This window comes from Bacillus sp. AY2-1 (assembly GCF_008368965.1).
GTDB classification, from domain to species: Bacteria; Bacillota; Bacilli; order Bacillales; family Bacillaceae_G; genus Bacillus_A; species Bacillus_A thuringiensis_S.
In genome coordinates, this window is the sequence record NZ_QPEL01000066.1 from 14,335 (window position 1) to 40,802 (window position 26,468).

Below are 26,468 nucleotides of genomic sequence, written 5' to 3' on the forward strand. Positions count from 1 at the left end.
AACATCTCCTTTTAGTGTAAGTTATTTTTTTCTAATACATCTTTTTGTTGTAATCCTTTGTTGCTCAAATAGTTGTTCTTCCAAGCCATATACAAAGTAAATGCTCCTGTAATTACGGCTACTAAATCGTTTGTAATTTTGTCATCAATCGTTTGGTATCCAATCAGATTTAAGACACTATTAATCACAGCAATTACTAATACGACATAACGACTTATTGAAGCTGCATCAAAGTTCCCCATGCTCTCACCCCCTCTCATTTAAAGAAATTTAAAATATTAAATAATAAAAGGACTGCCAATGACAGTCCTGAAATCCACATAGATATATGTGATTTTTTGTTACTTTCCAACTTTTCTTGCGCTAGTTTTAAGTCTCGTATTTCTCGATCACGGAACTTGAACATCTCATCAACTTCAGTCCTTTGCATATAATTTTTTTGATTGTAGTCTAGCTTTTCCTCGATTCGTTTAACTGCGGCGTTCATCGTCTGAAGATGCACTTCTAATTTTGCAATACGTTCGTACTCTTTTTGCTCCACCGCCATCACCCCTTTTTAGACAATAAAAAAAAGACCAACTTATCGCTGCTCTGGTTTTTCATTAATTAACTTTTGAACTATATCTTTCAACTCAGCTATATTGGTTTCGAGCGTTTCAATCCTTCTTTTCGATTGTTTGCTTTCTTCTTTCAATAACTTATACTCATCGTAAAACTGTTGGAATGCTGCAATAAGAATAGAAACGGTATTATATAAATTAATGGCCCGTTTCTCTTTATCTGTAAATATATCTTCCGTATCATCTGCAATCATACCGAAATACGTTTCAATTTCTTTTGTTGTATATGGTTCTGTTTGTTCCTCTGGTTTGTTCACACGCATTTGATACAGATCGTACATGTCGTCCTTGAAGTTGTACTGTTTTATAGCCAAACTCATGATTTTATCAAGAGCCGAGAAAGAAATGTCTTTTATATTTTCTTTCATATTTCTAGCTGACGTAGGATTAAATGCTTTCGCCCACATTTGACCATTGGCATTTACATTTTCTTGCGCTCGTAGTGTTCTTAATTCTATATCTTTCCATCCCTGACCCATCATATCTTTAATCTGTAATCCGTTGTTATAACCTTGTACAAAACTTGATCTTATCATTGCATTACCCATGATTAAATCATGATCGGTGGCGCCGTTTACGAAATGTATTTTATAGTCACTGCCTTTTCTTTTGAAAGTAAACTGTCCCCAGTTATTTGTAAAAACATGCGGTTCAGTTGTAGTTACAGAGAAGTAACCATATCCTGGAGCCCATCCTTCAGATTCAAAAATAATATCATTCAAGTTTTTAAAACGAAATTGTCCATCTGAATATACGCTCAGATGTCCACCGTCATTCTGCATTTGAATATAATTTGACCAAATATTAGTTCCTTCTGCATTTTCTCCTTTAGAAACCCCAAATTTCGCATACGCTTTAGAAGGTTGATCGACTCCATTAATTCGCGGCATGACTTGATAAATATAAAACGATCCTGTCCCCCTGTATTTAATATTGTCAGAACCAAGGACAAATGAAGGTTGAATACTTCCATCATTTGTTTCCATAAATCCTATATAGCCACGTGGCTTATCTGCATCGAAAATCTTCATGTCTTGCTTATTTATTTCAACAAATCTGTTTCCACTCGTTTTAAGTGTTACTCCTTCTAAAACTTTCCCTTTGATATGCTCAGCTGTTACATACCCTATAAGATTAATTCTGCTTCCTTGGATTAGAATTTGCTCAGCGGATTGATTAATCTGGGATATAACATCGCCTTTTTTAACCCTAGAATTAATATTTTGGTTTGTTAAATTAATAGCTGCTTCCATATCCAAAACATAAGCGAATTTTTTGTCCGCATCCGTCTTTGAATACACTTCAGTCGCTTTAGCACGAAAGCCTATTTCTTCTGTATTCTGCCGAATTTCTGTCTGCATGTTTGTAGTTACTGTATCAAAATCACTTTTTACAACTTTGTCCGCAACTAAATCAATCAATTCTTTATAGTTGGTAATGTCTTTTGGATTTGGCATGTATACAGATGGTTCTTTCCCTTGTTGCAGCTGTGGTTGAGATACCCACATTGTGCCATTACGGCGTACCCATATATCTCCTTGCAAACGAGTTACAGGAACGTCAGGAGCTTTAATGGTTACACTAACTAGTATCCAGGAGCCATTAACTAATAACTCTTTTATTTCAGTTTGCTCATAACCTAATGCGGTTGAGCCATTAAAGAATTGAAGCTTAACGCACGCTCCTTGGTCTAATAAGTTTTTATCTACTACATAAACCCATGCAGACAATACGTAGTCACCGCTATTTTGTGAGGCTCCAATACTTTGAGCAATACCAGTCCAGCTATTTGCTGCAACCCCCGCATTTGCAATTCTGACCGAGTTATAACCTTCATGGCGTCTGTCTGTTACTGGTGTTACTGTAGCACCTGATACAACTCCTGCTACTGTCCATTTATCGGTACTAGCAACCTCATTTGTTATATTGCCATTAGCATCAACTGTTTTTTTCTTAAACTCTGTGTTGAAGAATTGATTTATACTGCCAAGTGCCCCTACATAAGCTTTCATTTGCTTTTCCGAAATCTTTGAACTTAATGAGTCTTTTGTTTGTGTAATGTCATTCTTGTTTTCTTGAATGAGTTTTCCTTGATCTGTTTGCGTTTCTGTTAGTGTTTTAATACTAAGAGAATTCGAATTTGTGGTCTGCTTCACTTCATTTAGAGTTGTTTGCATTGTACCTTGATCTTGTTGTACTTTCGAGATTGTTTTGGAGTTCGTATTTACTGTTTGCTGAATTTCATTAGTTGTTTGGGTAAAATCTGCTTTAGAAGTAACTTCATCGTTAGAAAGTTGCCATGTAGTTCGTATGTTACCTTCTTCAAATTTAGCGTGATATGAGTTTAAACTCCCATCAATATTGCGCCCAGAATAGTAGAATTTAATTTGAGTTACGTCTTTGTCTTTTGTTCTGAATGTAACTGATAGTGGCTCGTCTTTATAATCCACATTAATCTTTAATTGCGAGTCTGCGCGTACAGATTTCCAGTCTTGCTCTCCATCTGCATACGTTATCGCTGTTTCTACGCCAAACCAAGCATTTGTATTGAATTTTGTCATTTTACCAGTAAACAAAAATGAGATAGTAAAAATTTTATTTCTATAGTTGACCTTATCCGATAAAGTCATTTGTTTATTGTCTGACCAGGTTCCAGTCATGTTCTGTTTATTTAACCCTGTTTCTGAACCGCTAGCTAAATTGATTGAACCTACAGAAATATTATTTACAGTAGTTTTTAATTCTGTAATGGTGTTAGTGTTAGATTCGGCTGTCTGTTTAGCAATATTAGCAGTTTGACTTACTAGTTTAAGATTATCGTTTAGAGTTGTTATCTCCGTTTTCTCTGCTTTATTTTTAATTTCTTCAGCTGTGCGTTCAGCAGTCGTTTTTGTTTCATTTAATACTTTTATATCACCTTTACGGTTTGTTTCGTACACTTGCTTTCCAATAAGGTTTTCGTTTACCCAATCTTTTGTATAAACACCTTCTTTGTTGGCCTTTCCTTCAAGTTGCTGATTTAACCAAGTCTTATCAGGTATATCTTCAATTGTCTCTTTTAAAGTATCAATTTCTGTTTGTGCATTCTTTATATCTTTTTGTAATGGTCCCGTATCCGGAACAACCGATTCCCAAGCTGTACCTGTCCATATTTTTAAAATACCAGGCTTTCCATTACTAATATCACGCCATAGCGTTTTGTTTGGCTTAAGATCAGTAGTTGGTGGTTCTTTACTTTCTATAATGTTAACCATATTATTTTCAATATTTTTTTTTAGTTGCTCTGATATATCTTTAGCCTCTTGTGATTCCTTTACAGCTTTTCCTGATTCTTCCTTTGCTTCTTCGGCCAACTTTTCTAGTTGTTCTAACAGTTCCTTGTTAGCCTTCCCCTCTAACCAAGCACGCATTTTGTTATATAATTTTCGTAATTCCTCGTTCGAATCTATAATCTCTCGATAGTCTCCGAATACATATTTATCTTGCGAAGGATTAGTATATGATTCATCACCAGCGATTGCCCTTGCTTCAAGGTATAACTTAGGTGTGAAGCCTGTATCTTTGATTCGGATTGTATCGCCCTCATTAATTAGTTCATGCGCTAATCCGAAAATACGTCCAATCGATTGCGCTTCTACTTCATAAGAAACTGAAGAATTGACACGTTTTTTTAATTCCGTCTTCATCAAAGTCAGTAGTCGTTGTGGTGTCATATTTTGATCTTCTGTTTCTGGCGTGTAGAAACCAAATTTATGTTTACCATGTGCATTCCAACGTTGAAAGGCATCACTATCTGTAATATAAACAAGTCCGTTATTGATGCTCTCAATCGTGATAAGTTCTTCACCTTCACCCCGTACAAATCCGACTAAGGCGGTACAAATATCCCTGGAATGTTCAATGCGTCTAACGCCCACTAAGTCTTTTCCCAGGGTTACTTCCTTCCCTGTTTCTCTCCCTCGTTTATTTATCATATCGACGTACCATCCAGTAATTTGAGAACCGGATACTTCAACACGATATTGTATTTCCAACTCAAACAAAGCCGCAATTTTCTTTAAAAAAGTGAGGGGATCGATGAATTCATCAATAGTCATCGTGTGGAATGAAGAATAATCCGTTATTCCACGTTGCCATTTTGAATCGGCAAGCGCGATATCAATAAACGTATTAACTGTTTCGCTCTCTATACGTTGAGGTTTAATAATCCCATCTTTAGCTATTTGAACCCAGGCACCAGAAGAATGTACAGTTAATGATCTATCATTTGAATCTTTTTCTACTTCATTGTTAATAACATACGGAACAATTCGACCATCTCGTACTTCCTTTAAAACCAAGTTCTGCTGTTGCAATGTAATTGCATGTGGAGTGCCGTCAAAAGTTTTGAACTCTAGCATATCAATGTTATTCTTAATTTCCCAATGACGTTTATCTTCCCAGTAGTCCTTTGGTTGAATAGCGGATAGAATTTGATCTGTTTTGAAATCAACAACATGAAGTAATCCGCTTGGTGTTCTCATCGAAATCGCTCCCTATATTTAACTTTTGCTGTTCCGATATCAGCTGGCATAATTTCAAGTTTATTCTGGCCCTTAGTAATTTTAGGATAATCACTGAATAATTCCTTCAGATTAATTGCACTTGAACCATTAATACTAACTAGACTTTTAGCTGTATCGATTTGCACTTTATCTCCTTTTCCAACAATATATGGAGGATTATTACTTGTATTTTGGTTAACTTTCCAAATCTTAATATCATCAACTGTCATAAGTACAGCCGGATTATTATTCCACCATTGACAGATAGAAATTTGTACCTGTGCAATTTTATTCATCAAAATCCCATCTTTGTCTACCCAACGAGCTTTTGCTCCAGCATCATCAATCTCAGTACCGTGCGCAAATTTCGCAATATAAAACTCCCATTCATTCCCAATACGGTAAACACATAACTTTCCGTAAAAATTATTCCACGTCCAAGGATACATACCGCGCGTATGGATCATCATTTGTTCAGCTGGATGCCCTGGATAGGCAATCTTAGCAACACCAAAAGTTTCTTCAGCCTCCCAATATACATCGTTTAGCGACAATCGAACTACAGGTTTACTAGTCTCATCCAGTAGGGCCACTTCTACTTGTCCCATTTGTACATAACTACTGCAGTTGAACCTTACATAAGCATCCATTATAAAATCTTGTAATGGTCCGCTAGGAATACTTTTTTTAGCAATCGCTCCATGATTCCCTTTGTAATTCTGATCACCATAATCTTCTACATAAAATTGATGTCCATTAGATTTGAATGTACCTCCACCTTTAGTGTTTTCAAACTGTGATACACTTGTCCATCCAACTGTAGTAGACATTTCATCCCACATTACACGTTGTTTCCACTCTACTGGAAGTTGGTTTACTTGTAACGGGTAACCAATCCGAAAATAATCTTCTTTGTTTGGAAGATATACGCTCTTATTCCAAACATCTAAAAATGTAGAAGGGTTTTCAACTTCAATTTCGATGATAGGTTCTGACTCCGCACTGCCTTTATTTTGAATGTTGGCTATTAACCCTCGACCGTCATTTTCAAAGTCAACCGTTTTCTCATTCCCTAACTTATACGGCATTGGACATATTAGTGTAATAGTTGCTTGATGAATATTAGATTTTTCTAAAGTCTCCTCTACAGATTCCTTAATCCCGTAATACACAATATCCGGTTCGTCTGTGAAGGTAATTTTTACAGGTTCTTCTGTATCTAATAAACCATTCAATTCATCTATCCGTTTCCTTAGTTCAAAAAGAGAGACTCCCTTAAGAGAGAAATCTACTTCTAATACTCTCTTGGGAGTCCTTTTACTTAAAAAATATGAACCTGGGCGGTGAGGTACCGTTAACTCACTAATTTCGTCACTTAAAATTCCGCGACCTCTTATATCGTTAACCATAAAAAATCCTTTTTCGTATTTTTGACCGAAATATTCTTCTAAATTAATCCCATTAAAAACTAACAATCTACCGCCCTCCTTTAAAATACATCTTTCCTTTTTTTCACAGCTTCTTGCTCTCCAGTAATATCATCAACGAACCTATTAAACTCTTGTCTACCAAGCTGTATATTAATATACGCGGGTTGTCTTTCACTAGCTGTAGAATTTGAAGCAGTTCCGGAATCTTCATTTCCTGAGCTTGCTTGTGGCTTAGCTGTCTGGTACGCACCAAGTCCTCTTGGCATTCCGTATACAGTCTCTACTTGTAGAGCTTCCGGTTTCATCCATTCAGTCATTTGTTCTGTTGTTCTTTGTACAGCGCCTTTCATTGCATCAATACCATTAATCCACCCTTTCATCATATTGACACCAATGAAATCCCTGAACCAACGACTCGGTGAGTGAATCGATAAAAGTCCTGAAATTTTATCTTTAATTCCATTTCCGATGTCCGTAATTTTGTCCCAAATAGCCCCAGCCATAGAGCTTATACCATTTAAAAGCCCCTTCATCATATTTTTTCCTATGCTTCCTAAATCAATTCCGCTTAGGAATGACTTTACATTGCCAAAAATTTGAGTCACTGTGTTATAGATAGAATTTAGGATATTAGATGTCGCTGACTTAGCCGCATTCCAAATTGAGGAAATGATGCTACCTGCTGCATTCATAACAGATGAAATAACCGAGCCTATCCCCGAGAAAATTGAGCTTACTAGAGAACCTATCGCTGATAGAACACTAGAAAAAATAGATTTCACTAAATTTAGCCCACCAGTCACGACCGCAGAAATTAAATTTATTGCCCCTTGGATGATATTTCCGATTAATGACATCACACTCGACGTAATGCCTTTCACCGCGTTCCACGCCCCACTCCAATCCCCTTTTAAAACTGAAGTGAAAAGCTTTATTATATTGGTGATTATCCCAATAGCAGAGGTTATTACGCCCATAATAGCGGGGAAAACCGCCTGAACAATCGACAAAATAAATTGAATCGCCGGGATCACTACGCCTTTTATTATTGTTGCTAGACCTTCAAGTATCGCAGTGGCTACGGGAATCGCCGCTTGAATTATAGAAACTATTACCGGGAAAACCGCCTGGACTATTTGCAAAATTAAAGGAATAACTGTAGTCGCTATGATAGAGATTACCTGACCTAATAATTGAATAATCGGAATCGCAACGGAAATCGCAGCAGCAATAATCCCAGCTATTACTGGGAAGACCGCTTGTACCGCCTGGAGAATAATCGGAATTACTGATGTCGCTATGATAGATAGGACCTCTCCAAATCCTTGAATCAGCATTCCTGCTATACTAAACACCGTCTGGATTACTTGTAAAATAATAGGGAATGCCGTTTGAAAAGCTTGAGCGAATATCGGTAAAACTGTAGATGCTAGCTCAGTAAAAATTTGAGCTACTTGTTGTATAGCCTCTGTTATCAATGGCATAATTTCTATTGTCGTATCAGCAAACATCTGAATTAATTCAGTAATCATAGGCATTACTTCTTGTATTACTTGCCCAAAAAGTTTAAATAAATCAGACGCTAAAGGTACTACGGCTTGGATTGTTTCTCCAAACAAACGGAATAAGTCGAGTGCTATCGGTACTACAGCTTGTACTACTTCACTAAACAAACTAGCTATTGTAGAACCTAGCTCACCAAAGGCCGTACCTAGCTCAGAAAGAGCAGGTCCAAGTGTCGCGAAACTTTCTGCTATAACTTGTCCGGTTTTCGCAAATTCAGGAGCAAGTGGTGCAAATGCTTGTGTAATCCCTTGAGCTATCGACTGAACAACCGGCAAAATCGCAGAAATCACAGAACTAAAAATCGATTGTATAGACTGCCAAGCCGACATAAACGCAGACTTCACTTGATCATTTGTATTTATCAATTTAAATATCGTAGCACCTAAAGAAGCTACAATAGCGATTACCCATCCTACGGGTCCTGAAACACCTAAAAACGATAAGCCTAAACGAACAATTAATGGTGTTAAAGTAGCTATCGTATTTCCTATTGAAGAGAAAGACATTTTTATAAAGTCAATTACTGGAGAAAGAGCTGACCCAATTCCAGCAAATGCTGAACTAAGTCCTGATATTGCTGAACTAAATGCACCACTTATCCCCTGACCAAATTCACTAAATTTCGATTTTATTACAGCTAACGAAACCTCTACTGCTGTTGCAAAACCAGAAAACACCTGACCCGCTTTAATTAACCCTGCCTCTAATGCTGCGCTGATTGCTGTACCCATTGCTGAAAATTTTTCTGGTATCGTCCCAAGATAAGAACCTAAAGAATCAAAAGCAGATTTCATAGCTTCAACTGCCGCTACTGTCCTACTCTTTATTGATTCCCACGCATTGTTAACAGCATTTCGAAAAGTCTCGTTATGTTTGTAAAGTTGAACTAGCGCTACCCCCACTAAGCTTAGAATTGCAATAACCGCACCAACCGGTCCTAACAATAATGCAAATCCGGCTCTTAATGCTGATAAAGCAGCCCGAAGCATTACCGCTGCTTTTGATGTTCCCGACATCCATAGCATAAGTTTACCGATGGTGATAATTGCACCACCGATTGCATTAATAACAATACCTGCTACCGTTGCTATAACTAAAAAAGCTGTAGTAAATGCTACTACGGAAGCAATCACCGTCTGTACAGGAGCTGGTAATTTCATAAACGCGTTTGCCAAGGTTTCAACTACTCCAGCTACGGCCATTAATGCAGGAGCTAATGCATCAGTAAATGCACGTGCAGCAGCATCAAGAGAGGATTCCATTTTCGTCAGTGCTCCGGCCCATCCTTCAAGCATGGAGTCCGCAGCTTTTTTAGAAGCACCGTCCGAGTTCACTAAGGATTGTGTTAAAGCATCAATCTTTTCAGGTCCTGCTGCTACAAGTGCCATCATACCTGATACAGCTTCTGTACCAAATATTGTTGCTAACGCCGCACCTTTTTGTGCACTTGTCATACCTTCCATTCCTGATTTCAACTCACCAATAATTTGAGACAATGGTTTCATATTACCTTGTTGATCCGTAATAGATACGCCAAGCCGTTTTAACTCATTTGCCGCTGCTTTTGGCGGTTTAACTAAACGTAGTAAAGATGCACGTAATGCTGTACCAGCGGTCTCCCCTTTAATACCGCTATTTGACATAATACCAACAGAAGCCGCTAGTTCTTCCATCGATATGCCTAATTGAGCTGCTGGACCCGCCGCATATTTAAAAGCGTATTGCATATCCCCTACACCCGCAGCTGTTGCGTTTGCGGCTGTTGCTAGAACATCAGCAACATGTGTACTTTGACTTGCCTCCATACCAAATGAGTTTAAAGCTGACGTAATCGTATCAGCAACCATCCCCAGGTCTTCGCCTGACGCAGCCGCTGCACTCAACACACCAGGTAATGCGGACGTTGCCTGAGCCGAATCAAAACCTTTCGCACCCATTTCAGCAAAAGCCGCTGCTACCTGCCCTGTTGAATACACAGAGTCCTTTGCCATATCAAGAATCGCTTTCTTTACTTGACCGTAGTCACCTGCAGTTAAAACTACCGCTTTACGAGTTTGTGATTCAAATTCTCGTGACTTTTGAATCATACTCCCTAAAGCAAAAGCCGACGCTGCAGCTGCAGGACCAAATGCATTTTGCATTGTTTGCCCTGTTTGCTGTACACGTCGGCCCATTTCAATTGCTTGATTACCTACTTCTTGAAATCTAGCACGCCACCCTGAATAATCAGGAGGCGGTGGTGCTGGTGGCGCTGGCGGTAATGGTGGAGGTGACGGCGGTTGCGGTGCTGGTGGGATAGGAGGTGGTCTACTAATCTGCTGAAAAAATGTATTCCATGCTTGTGTAGCTCTTCCAAGGTTACTTATTAAATTAGATATGTCTGCAATCACCTGAGTTTCTACCTTGTTCTGGCTCATTCACCTCACCTACCCTTCCTCTTCTTGTATTTGACTTCTAATCATTGATTCTATTTGATCAAAGAACGATTCGTTTCTTTGAATTTTTTCAACTACTTCTTTCCGTTCATTTGCTTGTTTTTCAATATCACGAACACTTTCTGGACGGGTATATATATCCGCTAATGACTTGATTTTGTCACTTTTAGCATTTCGATTAAACAAAGCTTGTACACTTGCAAACTCGTACTTATCAAGTAGTTGTTCCTTATATCCGTTCAACATAAGGTGATACTCCTTGAGACTAATACGCCAAGATTGCAAGGTGGTCATATTAAAAAAACGAAAACACTCACCTTGCAATTCATCAATATTTATGCGTACAGGTTCTCGAACGATTTCTGTTGTTCCGCTGTCATTGTCCCTAGAAGTTTCTTCACTGTCTTCTGGAAGAAAAAACTATTTAGCACAACTGCTTTGTTGTACTTTAGAATTTCATCAAGGTCTAGTTTTTCAGCATTAAACATATCTTCAATCTCTTTCTGTACAGCTTCATACGTGATTCCCTCATTTGTATGAATCAGTGCGTAATAAACCACATCCGTGAAATTAGTAATTCCGCCCTGCATGGTTTGGGAAACGAATTGCATCGGCCCACCGTTTTCATCTAATAACCTCAGTGCCTGTAAACAGAATTTCAGTTCTTGTTCTTTACCATTAATTACGAAACGCGTATATGATTTTTCAGCCATAATAATTACCTCCAATTATTTTTTGTTCAAAATAAAAAAGCGTCTATATGAACGCTTATTCAAATCTTAATTATTTATTTTCCACAAATTCATCCATTGTTTTATTAAGCAAACTAATCATTGCTTCTCTTCGCTCACGCGGGGTTGTATTATCGTATAACTCATTGTGAATATCACTTACTTTGGCCAACTTCTTAGGATCGACATAATTAGTTACCTCTTCATGCCCACCAAGCATCATAATTATATTGCCTATAATAACCGCTTGCTCTTGTTGATCTAGCTTCATTGTTCACCCTCCTCTGACAAGCTATCAATAATCTTATTTAAAACACTAACTGTCGCTTCACCACATTGTCTCGCTGTTGAATTTCGAGTCGATTCCTCACATAATTCTGATAAGCGATTTAAATCAACGTGAGGAGCCAAAGCATCCTCTCCGAATGTTGAAAGAATTGAAGATGCGATTGCAATTTTTTCAATTTTAGATATATCCAAAAATCCCCACCCCCATAAACATTCTTAATTATTAATAAATAGATTTACTATTACGCTCCTGGTGTAGCTACATCACCAGAAGGCGCACCTTCAGGTACTTTATTAAGCGTCCCTTTAGAAATTTTTCCATTTAATTTTAAGCCAATAGAATACTTTGAGTACTCCTCATTTTCATGAGAAAGTTCCAAACTATTCAACATGTATGTTCCTGATTTAACTTTAAACTCAGAAGCGGTTGCACTACGTAGGTTAACTTCATGAATTCTTACTAAAACTTTATTAAGAATTGCTTCTTCTACATAATCAAGTCCCTCGTCACCTTCAGTACAAATCCCTTCAATGCTAGCTGATTGTGTTACGTCACCGTAATCAGATCCACTCTTATCTTTTGTTTTCAACTCGATTTCTCCAGCCTCAATTGATCGTGAACCTGACGTTTGGTTAAAAAATCGAACTGTTTTTGTAGTTTTCCCATCAGGTTGCGGAATGTCAATCAAGTAAAGCGTTTCGGCACCTTTAAACTCAGGTGCATTACTTTTTTTCACTTCTGCCATTTTTAGTCCCCCTCTAATTTCTGATTGTTATAGTAATAAAACTCAAATGTTTCGCTGTTAAAATCTCAACGTCTTTTTGAGACAGTGGTTCAAAATCCTTTACTTTTGCATTAAAAAAACCGATTCGTTCTGGATTCTTTTTACTTGTATCGTACAAGTCAATTGAACCCTTTTCGAATCGGTTAATTATTCTATCTTGCAAATCGTTCCTATCAAAAATTTTATCTGCATACACACCTACTTGTATCAGATGATTACGTGAGAAATTCTCCTTTGAATACCTGCTAATTGTTCCAGACAAATCCTCAATGGTAATGAAGGGTTTGTCTTTTCCTGATACAGAAACACCATCGTATATCCATGTAGTAGGCGCAAAAACATCCAGCAACTTTTTTAATGAATACATTACATCATTCAACATAATTAATGCCCCTTCGCTATACGTTGAACAGTTTTGCTTATATCCTCAACAAATGGTTGCTCACCTTCAAAAGCTGTTTTACGCATAAAACCTTTTTTTGTTTTGTGCGTAAATTCTTGTACCGCCGCGTAAATAAGAGGAGATCCATACGTACCAATAATTCTCGCACCGACTACCATCTTTACACTTGCAGGAATACTTTCAGATAAAGGACCGTGTAATATCGGTGCTCGATTAGAGGCTTGATTAGCTTGTAAGCGTGTATGTTTTTCTACCGTTTGCTCAATTGGTGTTTTGTATCTATTGGAATTATGTGCTTTTAACACATTTGATTTTCCTTTAACAACAACTTTAATCCTCATCAAATCACCCTCTTTACAATAACCTCACGACGGTTTACTCCACCAAGCCCTCGTTCATCGATAAGTTCGATAACGTAAAAAACACCTTTACGTTCAATTTTTTCAATGTTCTCTAAGTCCACATTAAGAGAAAATGTAACAAGTGCCTCTCCTTTTTTAACATCGAGATCAGCAAACTTCGTCTTTTCCACTGACGTGAATTTCTTCCAAACTAATTGAACGTTTTCTTTTTGAGGTTCACCTTGCATCTCTTCTCCTGTAATTGGATCCTTTACAGAAACCCCTTTAATGTATAAAATCACCGGTTCTCTACGTCCCTGCTCAACCATTTCACGATTTTCGCGAATCTCTTTAATATCATCTTCAGTAAGCAATTGCTACACCTCCCCGCTTATTAAGTAGTTCAGCCGTGACGAACATTGTGGATGTGGGCTTATTAATTGATTCATAAGGCTTTCCGGGATATTTTTCGGATACTTTCCAGCTCCTAAACCGTATGCATCACGTCTCGCTAGCTTGTAACACATATGCTTTGAGTGATATCTGTGGCGATGGCCATTATCAATAATTTGATAACCTGCCACAATTTCACTTTCTAACCCATTCTGTATAGTAGCTACTCGGTATGTGTTAGTACTCTCAGAAATTGCTACGCGCTCAACCTTCCATCTCTCATTGTCGTGTACTTCTTTTATCTTTTGAGAAATCATTGTAATGCTCTCGCCCTTTAATACAGATGGACGAATGACACTACTTAATCGATCTCTCATATCTCCAGATAAATTCCATACACGATCAGACAGAACTAAGCCATCTTCACCATGTCTTTTTATAACCCCTTGAATAATTTGCTTATTTACTGCAGTTATAGATTTCACGTCCAAACCTGCTTCTGATAATTTTGACGTGGTCCATTTCGACGTGTTTTCAATCAATGTATGGAATGACCGCTCTGCTTGTTTACGAAATTCTTTTTCGTATAAAGTAAGGTCTCGTAATAACGCATTTAACCTACTACGCTTTACGATTCCATCCTTTTGATAGTCATTCAATAAATCAACTAAAAACAAACGTATTAGGATAATAGCCTTAACTGTATCAGAAACCTGTTTTTCATGCTCCTCTTTAAATTCTTCGGAAATGGTATCGAGCGCCGCATCCATCTCTTGTTGAGAATCGCTCATGTAATCATCTCCCATCTGCCCGTTTAGCAAATGTTTGGTGAGTACCTTTTCCCCGTCGATACTTCCTGTACTTTTTAAGCGCGTCCGCTGATAACTTCTTATAGTTTGCAAAGATCATTGATTTATCAACTGATTCTTCACCATCTGTATAAGAAAAATAGCGCGCTGCGTCTGCCGCAATCGATTCATAAGCAAATGACAGAGCAAGATAAAAAACAGCATTTGCGTTTAATTCTTCGGTTAATTCTGACTCGGTTTCGGCTTCAGCTAGCCAATTTCCGATGTCTTCAGGAGTTACTTTTGGAACTTTTGCTAACCGACTCTCCAGCCTTTCCGACACCTTCATTTGGCGTCACCTCCGTCACTGTATTTTGTTAAGGCATCATGATTCCTGCAGCTTTTAACTTTGCAATAAGGGCGTTTAAGTCTTTTACTATACCCGCTACGTCAGTCGCTGTACTATCTGGTTGTTTATCAACCTTTTTGGGTATTAGAGCTACTTTTTCTTCAAGACCTTTAATAATATTGCCAAGCGATGTGTCTTTCGCAATCGGCATCGATTTATTTAACCGTTGAGCTTGATTTTCAGAAATAGGCATTTATAACACTCCTTTCAAAATGAAAAAAAGGTAGTATACACGCTACCTTTTTAAGCCATTGTTTTAGAGATATTTTCAAGAACAGCGATAGACTCTTTCGCATTCTTAACTTCAAATCCAAATTCCCCACGAATGACACGAGAGAAGTAGTCAGCACCATTCGGTGTAGCATCTTGATCATAAATTGGAGTTAAGTAGCGCGCCTTAACTTTTTCCGTATCAAGAAGTAATGCACGATCTTTAGGCATATTTAAATCGACTACCACACTAGAAATTGCTCCACCAGGTAAGTCGGAAACGAATGATAAGATTTGGTAACCTGCTGCGGTATCTTGGCGTGTAGTACGAATTGTATCGCCACCAAGCTTGGTAATTTGTCGCGCGATATTTGGTCCACATAAAATTGTGTTTGCTGAACCGCCTCGAGTAAATACTTGTTCTACAGCGTCATTTAAAGGTTTTGCCGCAATTTCGTTCCCTTTAAAGTCTTGCTTATGAGAACCTTCAATACCCGCAAATGCAAATAAACCACCTGTAGTACGCGGTTGTGTTGGAGAGCCAACATTTCTACGACCATAAATTAGAGAAGTGTTTGCTTCACGAATCATCTCTTGTAAACGCAGGTTTACTTGATAATCTAATTCGTTTGATACGCCGTATGTGTTCACTTGTTGTTGTGTACGTGAAACAGATGCGTATCTTGAAAAGATTTGGGAGAAGTTATGTGACACCAGACGATCATTAATTTCATTCTTACGGAATGCATCTTCACCTTCTGGTCTCGGTCTTGCAATGACTTTTAATTCACCACCAGCTGTAATTGCCTCCGCTTTCGTACTATCGTAACCACGTTGCACAGTGATTTTATCCGCGTTTTCATCAACATTTACTACACGTAGCACTTCTAATCCGTTTTGTACCAGAGCATTTTCAGTAAATTTACGAGCCTCGCCTTTTTCTAAAACTAGGTCCGTATCCCCAACAGCCGCGGCTGTTTTCACAATACCTGTATCAGAGTTTAAATAGTCATTCTGCCATTCAAATTTAGTTTGTGTTAAAGCGTCTCCTACACCAATTAATCCGAAAAGAACAGGTGCTTTCGTAAGAATTAAATCCACATTCGCTTGCATTTGTCTTACTTGTTGTTGAAATTCGTACGTAGTTGGTACTGGCATATTTGTAGCCCCCTCAAATTTTTTAAATAAAAAAACCGCTGACTTTTAATCAACGATCCGTTATTTCTTCGATTTTGCTTCTAACAACTTGTTATAAATACGAGTTACCTCGCCCGCATACTTTGAATCTTTTAACGCTTTTGTTTTCGCTTCTTCCAGCTCTTTTTCTAAAGCAAGAATTTCATTCGCTCTCGGATTTGTTCCTGGATTCGCGCCACCAGCTGCATCTGCTCCCACAACTTTCTTGAACATCCAAGGTTTGCTTTCCTTTAGCGCATTAACAGCCTCTTCAACTCCTTGATAATTTCCATTCTCATCAAGTTGAATGGTCGACTTATCTAAAAGCGCCAATACGTCACCTGGATCATTCGCATCTAAAGCACGTGCCATACTCTTAATTTCTGTATTTAGAATACGTGTATTTGCTTTTTCTTGCGCTTTTTGTGCTGCTTCAGAAGCTTCTAGTGCCTTTTTGTCAGCTTCTTCTTTTTCAGCCTGCAAACGTTCGATTTCCGTCATTTCTTGCTTTTTACGCTCTTCTTCAGCTTTTTCGTATTCTGCTAATTTTGCTTTAACATCATCGTAGTCGCCGTATTTTTCAGCTGACTTTTTACGTTCACGTTCTAAGCGTTTCTTTACAAGTTCATCTAATTCTTCTTGTGATTTAGGTAGATTAGTAGGATCGCCAGGGTTGTTATCAGGATTATCCTCAGGACTACCACCATCAGAGAAAAACTGTAGGTCTAATCGAAGTGGGAACTTAGGTGTTTTTTGTACTTGTTCTACAAAAAATTTTAATGCTGTAGCTTGTTTTGCGTATTCCATTTACAAATCCTCCATTTTGAGCCTGTCGGCTATAATTTCCGAAAGTTTATAGCGCCATTTCGTAAGGCAAGTATTACTTTTCGTTATACGGATCCTGAGACTGTCGTTTCAACATCCGCTCTTGCATAATCTCCATGAACTTTTGTTCCGCATTTTCTTTACCACTTCTCGTAATAGCACCTTTAATTGATTCGATTTCGTTAGAAATTTCATCCCCCAACTGTTCGATAAGTGCTTTTTGATCTTGTGGTAACGGTAAACCGAAAATAATCTTGCTAGCATAATAGTTATCTACTTTTGCTAACATCGCTTTATCGTATTTGAATTTTGGATCATCCTGTCTTGCTTTCATATAACGCAAAATATACTCATTTAAGGTTTGGAGGCGTGATTGCCATATAACCCATGAGCGTTGTGTTTTTGAAATGATATTACTGAATAAAAGCTGCACGGCCATGTCATTTATACCACCTGTATTCATATCAGCCGTATTCACCATTGGTACTTCTGCTTTTTCATGTAGGCGTTTTTGTAATCGGTCCAGATACGCTTCAATGGTTTCTTTAAATCGGAATCCACTTTCCAGCTTTTTAGCGCTTGGTTCACCTGCATCTTCAGCGCCGTCACCTAAATCCCATTTCGCACCTGGTGCAACTTGTAGTGGATTCTTTGGATCCTCGTCTACATTCGTTAGCAACGTAATAGCGAACATTTCAAAACGTAGCGCATCCGAGTAATCAGACATCTTTTTGTCGATTTCGTCAGAAAGCTTAATCGTTTTTTCAAGCTCACTATAACCTGTAGTTCGCTTACTGAGCTTTTCAGTCGGCACTGGTACAACGGGAATAAAATCGATGCCCATTGATGAGCGCTCAACCCTATCCTCTTGTTTTTCTAAATCACCGTTGTATACAGCCTCTTCAATTTCACAGTCGTACTCACCAGCTTCTTCATGCCAAACTAAGTAATACGATAATTTCCACATTTTCGTTTGTTCTTCATCAAGCCATGCAATAAAATGAATTTCTTCCAGTTGATCTATATCCCAGTCACTGTATTTCGCAATTACTTCCGTCGATGGATGCCAAATAATCTTAAATTCACCGCGGCGTTTATCGTAATGAATCCGAGCATACACACCGGTTTTTGAAATAGCCCTGTCTTTTGCTGCTGCTAATAACTTCTCATGCATTCGGTTGTCATCCCAAACCCATGTTAATAACCGTTCCTTTGCTTTCGCTCTACTGTTTTCTGCTTGTTGCTCCTCACTAGGTTCATATCCTGATTGAATCATAAGTGCTGGGTCATCTATCACATCAGGAGGAACTGTTACTTTCGGTTCTTTTTCAAATTGCCATGCTGCAATCATATTTACGATTTTTTGAGGATAGTCAAGTTGTATTTTCGTAGGATCATAGTCAAGATTGTCTGGTTTTTTATAATCAGACCATACGTTTAAGTCTCCTTCATAACGCTCATACAAACGAACCTCGGACATAATGCGTGTCCACTCAGAATCGCCGAGTGCGGTACGAACTGGCATTACAATTTCCACTGGATTCATAAAATTACGATCACCTTGTACTCTCATTCAAGCCCCTCCTTTCTCAATATCTTGAATTTCCTGTAGTTCCCGCTTTACGTCTTGCACGTTTATATGCAATAGAAAAAGCCATTTGAACTGCATCCGGACCGTCATCGTGTGGGTGCATCGGATACATTTCAAATTGCTCCAATAAAGCACGTAAATGTTTCATAAAACGTAATTTACCGCTCTGTATATCTGGTAATAACGACTCAATACGTAGTGCTTTTCGTGTACGCTGCTTAATTTGTTTTAAACGAGTCGATGAAGGATATCCTTTTTTCTGCAATGCCTCTCCAACCTTATCCGCAAACCATTCCTGGGCTTGTTGCGCCTCTACCGCAAGTGCTTCGTATTGATATTCCAGCGTGTATTCTACAGCCTTTTCTAACAACGTATTTGGATGCACACGCTCCATAAAAATATCGATAACGTAACAAGTTCCTGTTTCAACGTTTTTCGCAAGTGTGACTACTACACTATAGTCACCTTTTTCTTTACCCATCGCGAAATCAACCGCACCGTAATGCAGAAGTTTTTTATCTTTTAAATCATCTTCAGTACAGTACGTGAAATATTTAGGTTTAAATATCTGTCTTTCCTCGTCAGTCGGGTTACATAAATACTCCTGGTTAAACGCTTTGGTACCGTCATCCTCTCTAATTTCCATCAAATCGATGTAAGGGAAATGTGATGGCCACAAAGTTTTTGTTCCACGGAGCATTTCTTCTTTATTCTGCTCATAAAATTCACGAGCACGATCTGCTGAGTCTGGATCATCTACCTGACGAATCTCACGCCATTTTTGCCATAAATCTTCTCGCTCTGACCATTTTAGGATTGCCGGAAATGATCTCGATACGAAATCACGGCGGTTTTTAATCACGTGATGCAATAAACTGTCGTAACAAACGATGGTACCCATATAAATACAGGCACCTTCTTGACGACTTAAACCTGGAAGCAATTCTTCCTTGAACCAACGCTTATTTTTCGCGATTAAATCAACTGTCGCGGTATTTTCTTTACTCTCCAAATCATCCAAAATGTAAAGCTGAACCCTTTTGGAACCGTGACGTAACCCACGTACCTGTGTTCCGATACCTTTTGCTTCGACTTTCGTGTTTGTTAAAGTCACAAACTCTTTGTCGTTATCTACTTCATTTCGGCTTTTTTGCTCATGAAGTAAGATTCCGAAATCCTCGCGTAATTTTTCGTTATACTTTAACTGATCACGTGCCCAAGATATAAAGTCACCGGCTACATCAGATGTTTCAGAAATCAAAACAATATACTGCTTTAATCGATACACGACTTGATGACACAAATAACCGTTACTCAGGTATGCTGTTTTCGCATGACCACGTCCTACACTCCATGCTACTTTTTTCTTTTTCTCCCTACCTGTTGTGATGTCATCTAATAGCCCACATAACGTTTGGTGAAACTCTGCAGCATCATCCATCGATACCCCGGCAGGGATTAAGTTATCTGGATTCCCGGGATTCCCTTCTTCAGAGAAATACTCATACATGAAGTACAGCATGTCATGTTCTCCACGGTGCACCCTTTTTAACTTTTCTAACTCATCGATGTCAGCAAGTAGTGTATCCATGTAATATTCTGTAGCCTCACCAGTTTCGTACAACTCCTGTAATTTTTTCGCTCTTTCTGCTACAAGATTGATACGTTCCTGACGTTCTTGACGGGCTAACCATTTACCGTCTATATATGCCATGTAGCCCGCCCTCCATTTACTCGCCTGTCAATTTTTTTAATTTCTGAAGCTGTTCTTCGATTTCCGCATTTGTACGGGTTGCATTTCCTAGATCACCCTCGATTACTTTCTTATCAGTCAGTAAACCGAATCTCTGCATATACAATTGCATAGCTTTTACACTCGGTTGCGGCCCTAAAATTAACTGCATTAACTTGCTATACACCTGCTCGCGCTTCTCAGCAAGGAAACTATCGGCCACTTCACTCTTGAATGCGATGAAGTCCTGGTTCTTAGTTCGCCACTCCCAAAGCGTTGTCCGATTTATACCAAGTTCGTTCGCCATTTCGTCTTGGGTTCTTTTTTCCTCGTTATTCGATTCCATCAACTCGTTTTCTACAAGCAAGTACGCCGCTTGAATTTGTTTAGCCGTAAGTTTCTGTTTTAACTCGTCTAACTTCGCCATCATTTCGCTCCCCTTTCTTCGTGAAATAGAAAAAGGCAACCGATTTAGTATCGATTGCCTTGAAATTCGTATATTTTGTATAGCCCCCCGAGTTTAAAAATTCTGGCGGAACGTTACAAGCGCCTGCCAGCCCCTCACCAGATTTGACCTCCCCCGGGGGATTAAAACAAAACCAAATGTTTAATAGTCTAAAATGCCTATTTTGAATAACGATGAATATTGTATTAAAAATGACTACCTATAACATTGGTTATGTAAACTACATTTAAACTTAATCCCTTGATATCAATGATTCTTTCTTTTTTCACTACGTAACCAATATGCATTTATTATACAACGTTGTTATATCAACGTTTATAAGTCATACATACAGCCTTTGTTAATCTAATTAATGCATAAACTTCACCTTATTAACTACCTATACATTGGATCATGACCCCCTGAGTTTCGAAGGGCCTTCTTCTCCAGGAGAGAGCGACTGATGAAATTACCTCAAGGTTTCCCTTTCGTGTTGCCTACAGTTCATAGTATGCGGTACAGCTTCTCCTATTTCTTACCTACTATATATCCCACAATCAGTCCAATCCAACGGGCATAAAAATAGCCATGATACCCTAATGACGGGCCTCATGGCTACGTATATTATTTAGTACTGGAGTAGGACACAATTTCACCATCCTAACATAAATTGTACCTACTATGAACCCACCTTGTCAAGCCTCGTACAACTTTTTTATTATACTTCTCATACCAGTCATATCACCGTTAATATTCATGTGCAATAAATCTACGGCTTGTCTACAGCGTGCGTAATACAATTTTGCAGTGATATTCATGGTCCGTAATGTATTCCTTCTAGGAATCCTGTATACATAACGCGCAAGTACTATATATTTCATATTCTTCGGTAATTGTTTAATCGCCTGATCCAACACAATCTTATTCAATCGTCCATCGCTTTTCCCGTCCTGTGCACAAGGTCCAGTAAAGCTAGGCGGCGCATCAGGGAACCGATCACCTACAGCCAGTGATTCGTAATTCTCCAGCCATAGTCGTATTGTCTTCTTTGAAACATAGCCATCAATTATGGTCATATCCGAACCTCCTGACTCAGAAAATCAAACCCCTAAAACGAAAACCTTAAACCATTAATAGTATTACATACTATATAACTATTAATAAATAATACTATATATATTATATATAATTATTAGTTTTATATTTATATTATATATATAAGGTATATTTTTTTAAGGGGGGTCTTTTTTATTTTCTTTTTCGTTTTTAAGTACTGTAGTGTATTAGACCCCCACTAAAAGATTTTTCTTTTATATATTTTTATTTTCCTTACATGAGCTGTGATATAACGAAAATCTTCCTACGAAACACAATTCCATAGCACTTGACAACGTTTTCTCATCTTTAGTTCCAGTTATTGACCACGCGTATTGCTTTATTTTTCTTTCGCTATCAAGGTAAATGTAACTTGTTTAGTTCTGTTTGAAGCGTTGTGTATTGTAATAACCCACTGATCTAATTGTCTATCATAACTCTCTATTGCATACACTGGATCATTCGGTGAACTTATTTTCCAACCACCGTTGATAACATTCATATTAGGTGTATGCAAGAAAACAACTAAATATTTATTAGGTTCAACTGTTTTAGGAGTCCAAGAAAATGACCAGAACCCATGTCCTAGATCGCCCCTACTTCTAGCCTCTTCGGTATCCCCTTCACTATATAAGTACGCTTTCTGCTGTCTCTCATTCCGATAGCCATGAACATTACTTTGATTTAAATCATGAGAGAACTGATACCCCGAATCTTCACTTGAATTTGGATACATCATTTCATAATTCGGATCCATACTTGGACCAGCATTTGGATGCGTCATTCTATAATTTGGATCTTCAATTGGAATATAGTTTGGGTTATTCTCATAATTAGGATAAACATTTGGATACATCAGACTTTGATTTGGATTCCAATAATTATTATACATAATCATTCACTCCCTGATTTTGATTTACAATTTTCATGATATTAATTATCAATTTCAAAGTGCTTAACCTACATCAAAAGAGGCTTAATTATGATACTAGAGCCCACCAAATGTTCTCTATTTTTTAATTTATCTAATACCAGAAACACGTGCCACGCTGCTGTCGTCTTATAACCACGCAGCACCGATTTTCCAGCTAGGAGAAAACCATCTCAATCCTATATCCCTATAGCATCTCTTGAATATCTGATGTATTAGTTTTAATATCAATTATTGTTCGTGAATACAAAAAGTTATGCTTTATTTTTGCAGAATTTTTATGATGATAAATAGCTATATCAGGATTCTCAAATTCTTTAGGATCAATTGGATTGTCTGCATATGGGTTTAAAAAAAGGCTTGTTCCATCTAATAATGACTCTCGATATTTTTTATGTGGTTCAGAATTTATAGTCGCCACTGTATCGTAATCATTATATTTATACGTGTTTACTATAATATCTTTACTTTTATTTATTGATAATGCTCTCAATTTACCTACTGTAGCTATTGGATTAAAAATCACACCACTTATAAAGCTATGCTTATCATCATTAAATAATCCGATTGGAATTTTACCACCTGTACTCTTTTTAATAATATGGTCTGAGAACTCCATATATGGCATATCACCTCTATACTCAGCCTTTGTTAAACCGTACAGAACTCTTTGTATAGCACCTATCCCTTGTAAATAAAACAGTGGTTGCTCAAAGCTACCGATTGCTAATATGAATGGTTTCCCTTTTACATGCTCCATCTTTGAATACCGTTTTTCGTACTTACCACATTTAGTACTTATGCTATTAGCTATTCTTTCTGTTGCTAAATGAACAATCTCACTGTGTATTTCCTCATCAGATTTTCCACTTTTATATAAACGATTTAATTCTTCAATTCTTTCATGTTCTGGAGTTCCATTATCAGGATTCTTTGTTGCAACTGCTTCAACTAAAAATTCCTTTTTTGTTTTTCTAGATTTCAAATAAAAATCTGGCGCATCATGAGAGTAGTCCGTTTTAAAACCCAGATTCTTAAAAGAAGCGTGTAAATATATTTCCCAAAATGATGAATTAAAAGTGGTTTGAAATTCTTTTACAAATTTATTATCACGATCTTCGAAACCTATACACCAATTATTGATCACTTTTCTTAAATCAGCGTCATCTTTTATATTTTTAAAATTCTCATGTAATGCACTTTCTGCAACTTCTAAATTAAATAAGTCCATGTAAAATTCTCCTTTTCAAATAAATTTATACATTAAGATATCAACATCATTATAATACTATATTCAGAAGTTTTTGTTTGCCGATATCACCACACCTGTATAGCTTAAAGCCTGTTTATACTACTTGTAAGAAAAGAATTTTTTATCTCCATTCAAGACTTGTCATAAAATCTCTCCCACATCGATTTGTAAGTTACGAATATCTTCAGTCATTTGTTATACACCTCAATCCAAATTCCCCCATAAATATTATCAATTTGTATCGATAATATTTATAATTTTTGATATTATAGTAATAAAAAGTTTCATAATAAAAGGAGTTAATAAATGGGTTCACAAGACGAAAGAATTTTCAATTATTTAGATTCAAAATTAAGAAATTATTTAGCACTCTATGGAATGAATAATCTAGAGCCGAATAGGTTTACTATGTGTTACGAGGACATAGGTTATCCTTTGTGTAGAATTTTTTCTACGTTACACCCTTATCTCAATAAAAAATTCAAAAATTTTTATACTGGGATTTTTAATGATACTTTCAACTCCAGTGACGCATATAGATTTATGCAACTGATCGATGAATTTGAAGAACTTCAAGGAACCTTACAGAATACTAAATACAGCTTTGATTTAATACCTTCATACAAAGACGCATTATTAGAAGTTAAAGAGTATCTTTCTTTATTTGGTGAAAATCGTGAATTACTCAAAAATGGCTACCCACCTACTTTTTCTCACAAAGTAACCCTTGAAGAAATCAACCCTGTTTTTCAGTTAAAACCAACTATTTCTACAAATAACTCAAGCGTATCCATTCCTTACAAATTGAAATTAATTGGAGAAGGTTCTTATGCAAGAGTACATAAATATAAAGATGAATTTTACAATCGTTCTTTTGCTGTGAAGACTGCCCGTAAAGATTTAAATAGTTCAGAACTTGAAAGGTTCCGCACAGAGTTTTCAGAAATGAAAAAGTTAAAATCTCCATATGTTTTGGACGTATTTTATTTTGATGAAGAAAATCATCGTTATATAATGGAGTACGCTGAATTCTCGCTCTCCGACTATATAAAAAAATATAATAACTCTATAGATATTTCAAAAAGAATTGAGTTCGTCCAACAGATATTTAAGGCCTTTACGTATATCCATAGCAAGAATATATTACATCGAGACATTAGCCCTGCAAATATTTTATTAAAAATGTACGACGGAACAGAGTTTATAAAAGTTTCAGATTTTGGCTTAGTGAAATTACCAGACAGTCAACTCACTAACCAATTAACAGAAGTTAAGGGGTATTTTAGTGATCCAAACCTTTATGAGGTTGGCTTCGCTAATTACAAACTTCATCACGAAATATATTCACTAACACGTGTAATTTATTTTATATTTACTGGACGTACATCCATTGGTTCCTTTACTAGTACAGAATTCCAAGATTTTATTGAAAAAGGGATCAATACAGATGTTCAAAAAAGATATAAAAATGTTGTAGAAATGCAGGCTGATTTCGAACAGATTATCCCGATGATACAGCAAGTAGGTGTTTAATTTACCCCCTTCTTCGCTAAAAACTGTCTTGCGTTCTCCGTAAGCCGGTAATAATAAACATGTTTATCATCTTTCGTGACTTGCTCCAGTAGTCCTAACTGAGAGAGTTGTCCCAGCCACGTATCAAACTGCGTAGCCGGGATTTCTCCTCCTACCCGGTGCATCGTCCGTAAGATCGCTTCAGATCCTTTCACTCTATACCTCGTGATTTTACGATTTCCAGTGCTTGTTGTTCCATAAAACCCTCTTTCACTAATGAATCAAAGCGTGCTCTATACAACTTGGACAGTTCATCGAAATATTTTATTTGTATAGGCATCATTTGAATCATGTTATCCAGCATCATTTCAAATTCGACATTCGTGTATTTCTTTATTGGTTCGCTCATCTTATCGCCCCTTCAAATATGATTCAATTTCCGCTAAAACTTGGTCGATTCCCTCAGGACTCAGTACGAGTTTCCCACCAGCTAGTTCAATCTTTTCTTCTGAAACCTCTCCTGTAATTTGGCAAGAGTTATTAGGGTTATATTTTTGTAGAATAATAGATTCACCATCTACAAAAATCTCCATTGGATCTTTTTCCTGGATACCTAATGTACGACGTAATTCCATTGGAACCACAATTCGTCCTAATGGATCAATGTTACGAATAATACCTGTTGATTTCATTTCTCTTCAGCTCCTTTTTCTTACTTCTTAATCGTTTCTATAACGCTAGCTAAACCAAAGAAAATTACACAAATGAACCACGTTGTCCAAATCGGATATTCGTATATAAGTTCCATCCAACCACTCCTAGTCCTTATTAATAAGAATCACAGCCGGACCCTCAACCGTAATACCGGCTACTTCAATCTTTTCATGGGGACTTACTTGCACTGTTGTGACACCTTCACGTGTCTCCAGTTCTTCACTTATGTTTTTTGTAGGTATATTCTTCATC

Annotated in this window: 29 protein-coding genes; 1 reads left to right on the plus strand and 28 read right to left on the minus strand. The window is 37.4% G+C overall.

Annotated elements, in window-relative coordinates:
- Nucleotides 1-11 precede the first annotated feature (11 nt).
- The 24 genes from DN403_RS16145 to DN403_RS16260 form a co-directional block, all read right to left on the minus strand.
- Nucleotides 12-242 (minus strand): phage holin, encoded by a 231-nt coding sequence (locus tag DN403_RS16145; protein WP_078993282.1) that lies wholly within the window; start codon nt 240-242, stop codon nt 12-14.
- A 14-nt stretch (nt 243-256) separates the two neighbouring features.
- Nucleotides 257-547 (minus strand): hypothetical protein, encoded by a 291-nt coding sequence (locus DN403_RS16150; RefSeq protein ID WP_255451991.1) that lies wholly within the window; start codon nt 545-547, stop codon nt 257-259.
- A 33-nt stretch (nt 548-580) separates the two neighbouring features.
- Entirely contained in the window at nt 581-5,143 is a 4,563-nt protein-coding gene (locus DN403_RS16155; RefSeq protein ID WP_149185592.1) for a phage tail spike protein, read from the minus strand.
- Nucleotides 5,140-6,639, minus strand: coding sequence for a distal tail protein Dit (locus DN403_RS16160; RefSeq protein WP_149185593.1), 1,500 nt, complete (start codon nt 6,637-6,639; stop codon nt 5,140-5,142). The genes DN403_RS16155 and DN403_RS16160 overlap by 4 nt, the downstream gene beginning before the upstream one ends.
- A 14-nt stretch (nt 6,640-6,653) precedes the next feature.
- A complete protein-coding gene (locus DN403_RS16165; RefSeq protein ID WP_149185634.1) occupies nt 6,654-10,550 on the minus strand; it encodes a phage tail tape measure protein in 3,897 nt (1,298 codons plus the stop codon).
- Between the two features lie 36 nt (nt 10,551-10,586).
- Nucleotides 10,587-10,841: a hypothetical protein gene (locus DN403_RS16170; protein ID WP_149185594.1), complete on the minus strand. Its 255-nt coding sequence runs from the start codon at nt 10,839-10,841 to the stop codon at nt 10,587-10,589.
- An 89-nt stretch (nt 10,842-10,930) separates the two neighbouring features.
- The gene (locus tag DN403_RS16175) at nt 10,931-11,308 is read right to left on the minus strand and encodes a tail assembly chaperone (RefSeq protein ID WP_149185595.1); all 378 of its coding nucleotides are present in this window, start codon (nt 11,306-11,308) and stop codon (nt 10,931-10,933) included.
- Between the two features lie 70 nt (nt 11,309-11,378).
- On the minus strand, nt 11,379-11,597 hold the full coding sequence (locus tag DN403_RS16180) for a hypothetical protein (RefSeq protein ID WP_149185596.1): 219 nt from the start codon (nt 11,595-11,597) through the stop codon (nt 11,379-11,381).
- Nucleotides 11,594-11,806 carry a hypothetical protein gene (locus tag DN403_RS16185; RefSeq protein ID WP_000355285.1) on the minus strand — a complete coding sequence of 71 codons (213 nt, stop codon included), beginning with the start codon at nt 11,804-11,806 and terminating at the stop codon, nt 11,594-11,596. The genes DN403_RS16180 and DN403_RS16185 overlap by 4 nt, the downstream gene beginning before the upstream one ends.
- A gap of 50 nt (nt 11,807-11,856) precedes the next feature.
- The gene (locus DN403_RS16190) at nt 11,857-12,360 is read right to left on the minus strand and encodes a phage major tail protein, TP901-1 family (protein ID WP_000852561.1); all 504 of its coding nucleotides are present in this window, start codon (nt 12,358-12,360) and stop codon (nt 11,857-11,859) included.
- A 13-nt stretch (nt 12,361-12,373) separates the two neighbouring features.
- Entirely contained in the window at nt 12,374-12,781 is a 408-nt protein-coding gene (locus tag DN403_RS16195; protein WP_149185597.1) for a hypothetical protein, read from the minus strand.
- A 2-nt stretch (nt 12,782-12,783) separates the two neighbouring features.
- Complete coding sequence (locus DN403_RS16200; RefSeq protein ID WP_149185598.1) at nt 12,784-13,143, minus strand: hypothetical protein; 360 nt, start codon at nt 13,141-13,143, stop codon at nt 12,784-12,786.
- Nucleotides 13,143-13,517 carry a hypothetical protein gene (locus tag DN403_RS16205; RefSeq protein ID WP_149185599.1) on the minus strand — a complete coding sequence of 125 codons (375 nt, stop codon included), beginning with the start codon at nt 13,515-13,517 and terminating at the stop codon, nt 13,143-13,145. The genes DN403_RS16200 and DN403_RS16205 overlap by 1 nt, the downstream gene beginning before the upstream one ends.
- Nucleotides 13,518-13,520: 3 nt before the next feature.
- A complete protein-coding gene (locus DN403_RS16210; RefSeq protein ID WP_149185600.1) occupies nt 13,521-14,327 on the minus strand; it encodes a hypothetical protein in 807 nt (268 codons plus the stop codon).
- Between the two features lie 4 nt (nt 14,328-14,331).
- The gene (locus tag DN403_RS16215) at nt 14,332-14,673 is read right to left on the minus strand and encodes a hypothetical protein (RefSeq protein ID WP_000868476.1); all 342 of its coding nucleotides are present in this window, start codon (nt 14,671-14,673) and stop codon (nt 14,332-14,334) included.
- Nucleotides 14,674-14,701: 28 nt separating this feature from the next.
- Nucleotides 14,702-14,926, minus strand: a complete 225-nt coding sequence (locus DN403_RS16220; protein WP_149185601.1) for a head fiber protein — start codon at nt 14,924-14,926, stop codon at nt 14,702-14,704.
- Between the two features lie 50 nt (nt 14,927-14,976).
- Nucleotides 14,977-16,101, minus strand: coding sequence for an SU10 major capsid protein (locus tag DN403_RS16225; RefSeq protein ID WP_061884046.1), 1,125 nt, complete (start codon nt 16,099-16,101; stop codon nt 14,977-14,979).
- Between the two features lie 60 nt (nt 16,102-16,161).
- A complete protein-coding gene (locus DN403_RS16230) occupies nt 16,162-16,926 on the minus strand; it encodes a phage scaffolding protein (RefSeq protein WP_000455455.1) in 765 nt (254 codons plus the stop codon).
- Between the two features lie 73 nt (nt 16,927-16,999).
- Nucleotides 17,000-18,517 carry a phage portal protein gene (locus DN403_RS16235; protein ID WP_149185602.1) on the minus strand — a complete coding sequence of 506 codons (1,518 nt, stop codon included), beginning with the start codon at nt 18,515-18,517 and terminating at the stop codon, nt 17,000-17,002.
- A 16-nt stretch (nt 18,518-18,533) separates the two neighbouring features.
- Nucleotides 18,534-20,249 carry a phage terminase large subunit gene (gene terL / locus DN403_RS16240; RefSeq protein WP_149185603.1) on the minus strand — a complete coding sequence of 572 codons (1,716 nt, stop codon included), beginning with the start codon at nt 20,247-20,249 and terminating at the stop codon, nt 18,534-18,536.
- 16 nt (nt 20,250-20,265) lie between these two features.
- Nucleotides 20,266-20,694, minus strand: a complete 429-nt coding sequence (locus tag DN403_RS16245) for a phBC6A51 family helix-turn-helix protein (protein ID WP_001086032.1) — start codon at nt 20,692-20,694, stop codon at nt 20,266-20,268.
- 713 nt (nt 20,695-21,407) lie between these two features.
- A complete protein-coding gene (locus DN403_RS16250; protein ID WP_149185604.1) occupies nt 21,408-21,788 on the minus strand; it encodes a hypothetical protein in 381 nt (126 codons plus the stop codon).
- Nucleotides 21,789-22,147: 359 nt separating this feature from the next.
- Entirely contained in the window at nt 22,148-22,699 is a 552-nt protein-coding gene (locus tag DN403_RS16255; RefSeq protein ID WP_149185605.1) for a hypothetical protein, read from the minus strand.
- A gap of 226 nt (nt 22,700-22,925) precedes the next feature.
- A complete protein-coding gene (locus DN403_RS16260; RefSeq protein WP_149185606.1) occupies nt 22,926-23,969 on the minus strand; it encodes a hypothetical protein in 1,044 nt (347 codons plus the stop codon).
- A 327-nt stretch (nt 23,970-24,296) separates the two neighbouring features.
- Here DN403_RS16260 and DN403_RS16265 point away from each other — a divergent pair, with 327 nt between their 5' ends.
- Nucleotides 24,297-25,523: a serine/threonine-protein kinase gene (locus DN403_RS16265; RefSeq protein ID WP_149185607.1), complete on the plus strand. Its 1,227-nt coding sequence runs from the start codon at nt 24,297-24,299 to the stop codon at nt 25,521-25,523.
- Here the strand turns inward: DN403_RS16265 and DN403_RS16270 are convergent.
- The 4 genes from DN403_RS16270 to DN403_RS16285 form a co-directional block, all read right to left on the minus strand.
- Nucleotides 25,520-25,687: a hypothetical protein gene (locus DN403_RS16270; protein ID WP_179958935.1), complete on the minus strand. Its 168-nt coding sequence runs from the start codon at nt 25,685-25,687 to the stop codon at nt 25,520-25,522. The genes DN403_RS16265 and DN403_RS16270 overlap by 4 nt on opposite strands.
- 26 nt (nt 25,688-25,713) lie before the next feature.
- Nucleotides 25,714-25,911, minus strand: coding sequence for a hypothetical protein (locus DN403_RS16275; protein ID WP_149185609.1), 198 nt, complete (start codon nt 25,909-25,911; stop codon nt 25,714-25,716).
- Nucleotide 25,912: 1 nt separating this feature from the next.
- Nucleotides 25,913-26,194 carry an AbrB/MazE/SpoVT family DNA-binding domain-containing protein gene (locus DN403_RS16280; protein WP_149185610.1) on the minus strand — a complete coding sequence of 94 codons (282 nt, stop codon included), beginning with the start codon at nt 26,192-26,194 and terminating at the stop codon, nt 25,913-25,915.
- 126 nt (nt 26,195-26,320) lie between these two features.
- Nucleotides 26,321-26,467 (minus strand): BC1881 family protein, encoded by a 147-nt coding sequence (locus DN403_RS16285; RefSeq protein WP_000790088.1) that lies wholly within the window; start codon nt 26,465-26,467, stop codon nt 26,321-26,323.
- Nucleotide 26,468: the final 1 nt, after the last annotated feature.

Bases quoted from the DNA above. Each gene is read 5' to 3' on its own strand.
- DN403_RS16145 (WP_078993282.1), bottom strand. From the start codon at position 242: ATGGGGAACTTTGATGCAGCTTCAATAAGTCGTTATGTCGTATTAGTA.
- DN403_RS16150 (WP_255451991.1), bottom strand. From the start codon at position 547: ATGGCGGTGGAGCAAAAAGAGTACGAACGTATTGCAAAATTAGAAGTG.
- DN403_RS16155 (WP_149185592.1), bottom strand. From the start codon at position 5,143: ATGAGAACACCAAGCGGATTACTTCATGTTGTTGATTTCAAAACAGAT.
- DN403_RS16170 (WP_149185594.1), bottom strand. From the start codon at position 10,841: ATGTTGAACGGATATAAGGAACAACTACTTGATAAGTACGAGTTTGCA.
- DN403_RS16175 (WP_149185595.1), bottom strand. From the start codon at position 11,308: ATGGCTGAAAAATCATATACGCGTTTCGTAATTAATGGTAAAGAACAA.
- DN403_RS16180 (WP_149185596.1), bottom strand. From the start codon at position 11,597: ATGAAGCTAGATCAACAAGAGCAAGCGGTTATTATAGGCAATATAATT.
- DN403_RS16190 (WP_000852561.1), bottom strand. From the start codon at position 12,360: ATGGCAGAAGTGAAAAAAAGTAATGCACCTGAGTTTAAAGGTGCCGAA.
- DN403_RS16195 (WP_149185597.1), bottom strand. From the start codon at position 12,781: ATGTTGAATGATGTAATGTATTCATTAAAAAAGTTGCTGGATGTTTTT.
- DN403_RS16200 (WP_149185598.1), bottom strand. From the start codon at position 13,143: ATGAGGATTAAAGTTGTTGTTAAAGGAAAATCAAATGTGTTAAAAGCA.
- DN403_RS16210 (WP_149185600.1), bottom strand. From the start codon at position 14,327: ATGAGCGATTCTCAACAAGAGATGGATGCGGCGCTCGATACCATTTCC.
- DN403_RS16215 (WP_000868476.1), bottom strand. From the start codon at position 14,673: ATGAAGGTGTCGGAAAGGCTGGAGAGTCGGTTAGCAAAAGTTCCAAAA.
- DN403_RS16220 (WP_149185601.1), bottom strand. From the start codon at position 14,926: ATGCCTATTTCTGAAAATCAAGCTCAACGGTTAAATAAATCGATGCCG.
- DN403_RS16225 (WP_061884046.1), bottom strand. From the start codon at position 16,101: ATGCCAGTACCAACTACGTACGAATTTCAACAACAAGTAAGACAAATG.
- DN403_RS16230 (WP_000455455.1), bottom strand. From the start codon at position 16,926: ATGGAATACGCAAAACAAGCTACAGCATTAAAATTTTTTGTAGAACAA.
- DN403_RS16235 (WP_149185602.1), bottom strand. From the start codon at position 18,517: ATGAGAGTACAAGGTGATCGTAATTTTATGAATCCAGTGGAAATTGTA.
- terL (WP_149185603.1), bottom strand. From the start codon at position 20,249: ATGGCATATATAGACGGTAAATGGTTAGCCCGTCAAGAACGTCAGGAA.
- DN403_RS16245 (WP_001086032.1), bottom strand. From the start codon at position 20,694: ATGGCGAAGTTAGACGAGTTAAAACAGAAACTTACGGCTAAACAAATT.
- DN403_RS16250 (WP_149185604.1), bottom strand. From the start codon at position 21,788: ATGACCATAATTGATGGCTATGTTTCAAAGAAGACAATACGACTATGG.
- DN403_RS16255 (WP_149185605.1), bottom strand. From the start codon at position 22,699: ATGTATAATAATTATTGGAATCCAAATCAAAGTCTGATGTATCCAAAT.
- DN403_RS16260 (WP_149185606.1), bottom strand. From the start codon at position 23,969: ATGGACTTATTTAATTTAGAAGTTGCAGAAAGTGCATTACATGAGAAT.
- DN403_RS16265 (WP_149185607.1), top strand. From the start codon at position 24,297: ATGGGTTCACAAGACGAAAGAATTTTCAATTATTTAGATTCAAAATTA.
- DN403_RS16270 (WP_179958935.1), bottom strand. From the start codon at position 25,687: ATGCACCGGGTAGGAGGAGAAATCCCGGCTACGCAGTTTGATACGTGG.
- DN403_RS16275 (WP_149185609.1), bottom strand. From the start codon at position 25,911: ATGAGCGAACCAATAAAGAAATACACGAATGTCGAATTTGAAATGATG.
- DN403_RS16280 (WP_149185610.1), bottom strand. From the start codon at position 26,194: ATGAAATCAACAGGTATTATTCGTAACATTGATCCATTAGGACGAATT.
- DN403_RS16285 (WP_000790088.1), bottom strand. From the start codon at position 26,467: ATGAAGAATATACCTACAAAAAACATAAGTGAAGAACTGGAGACACGT.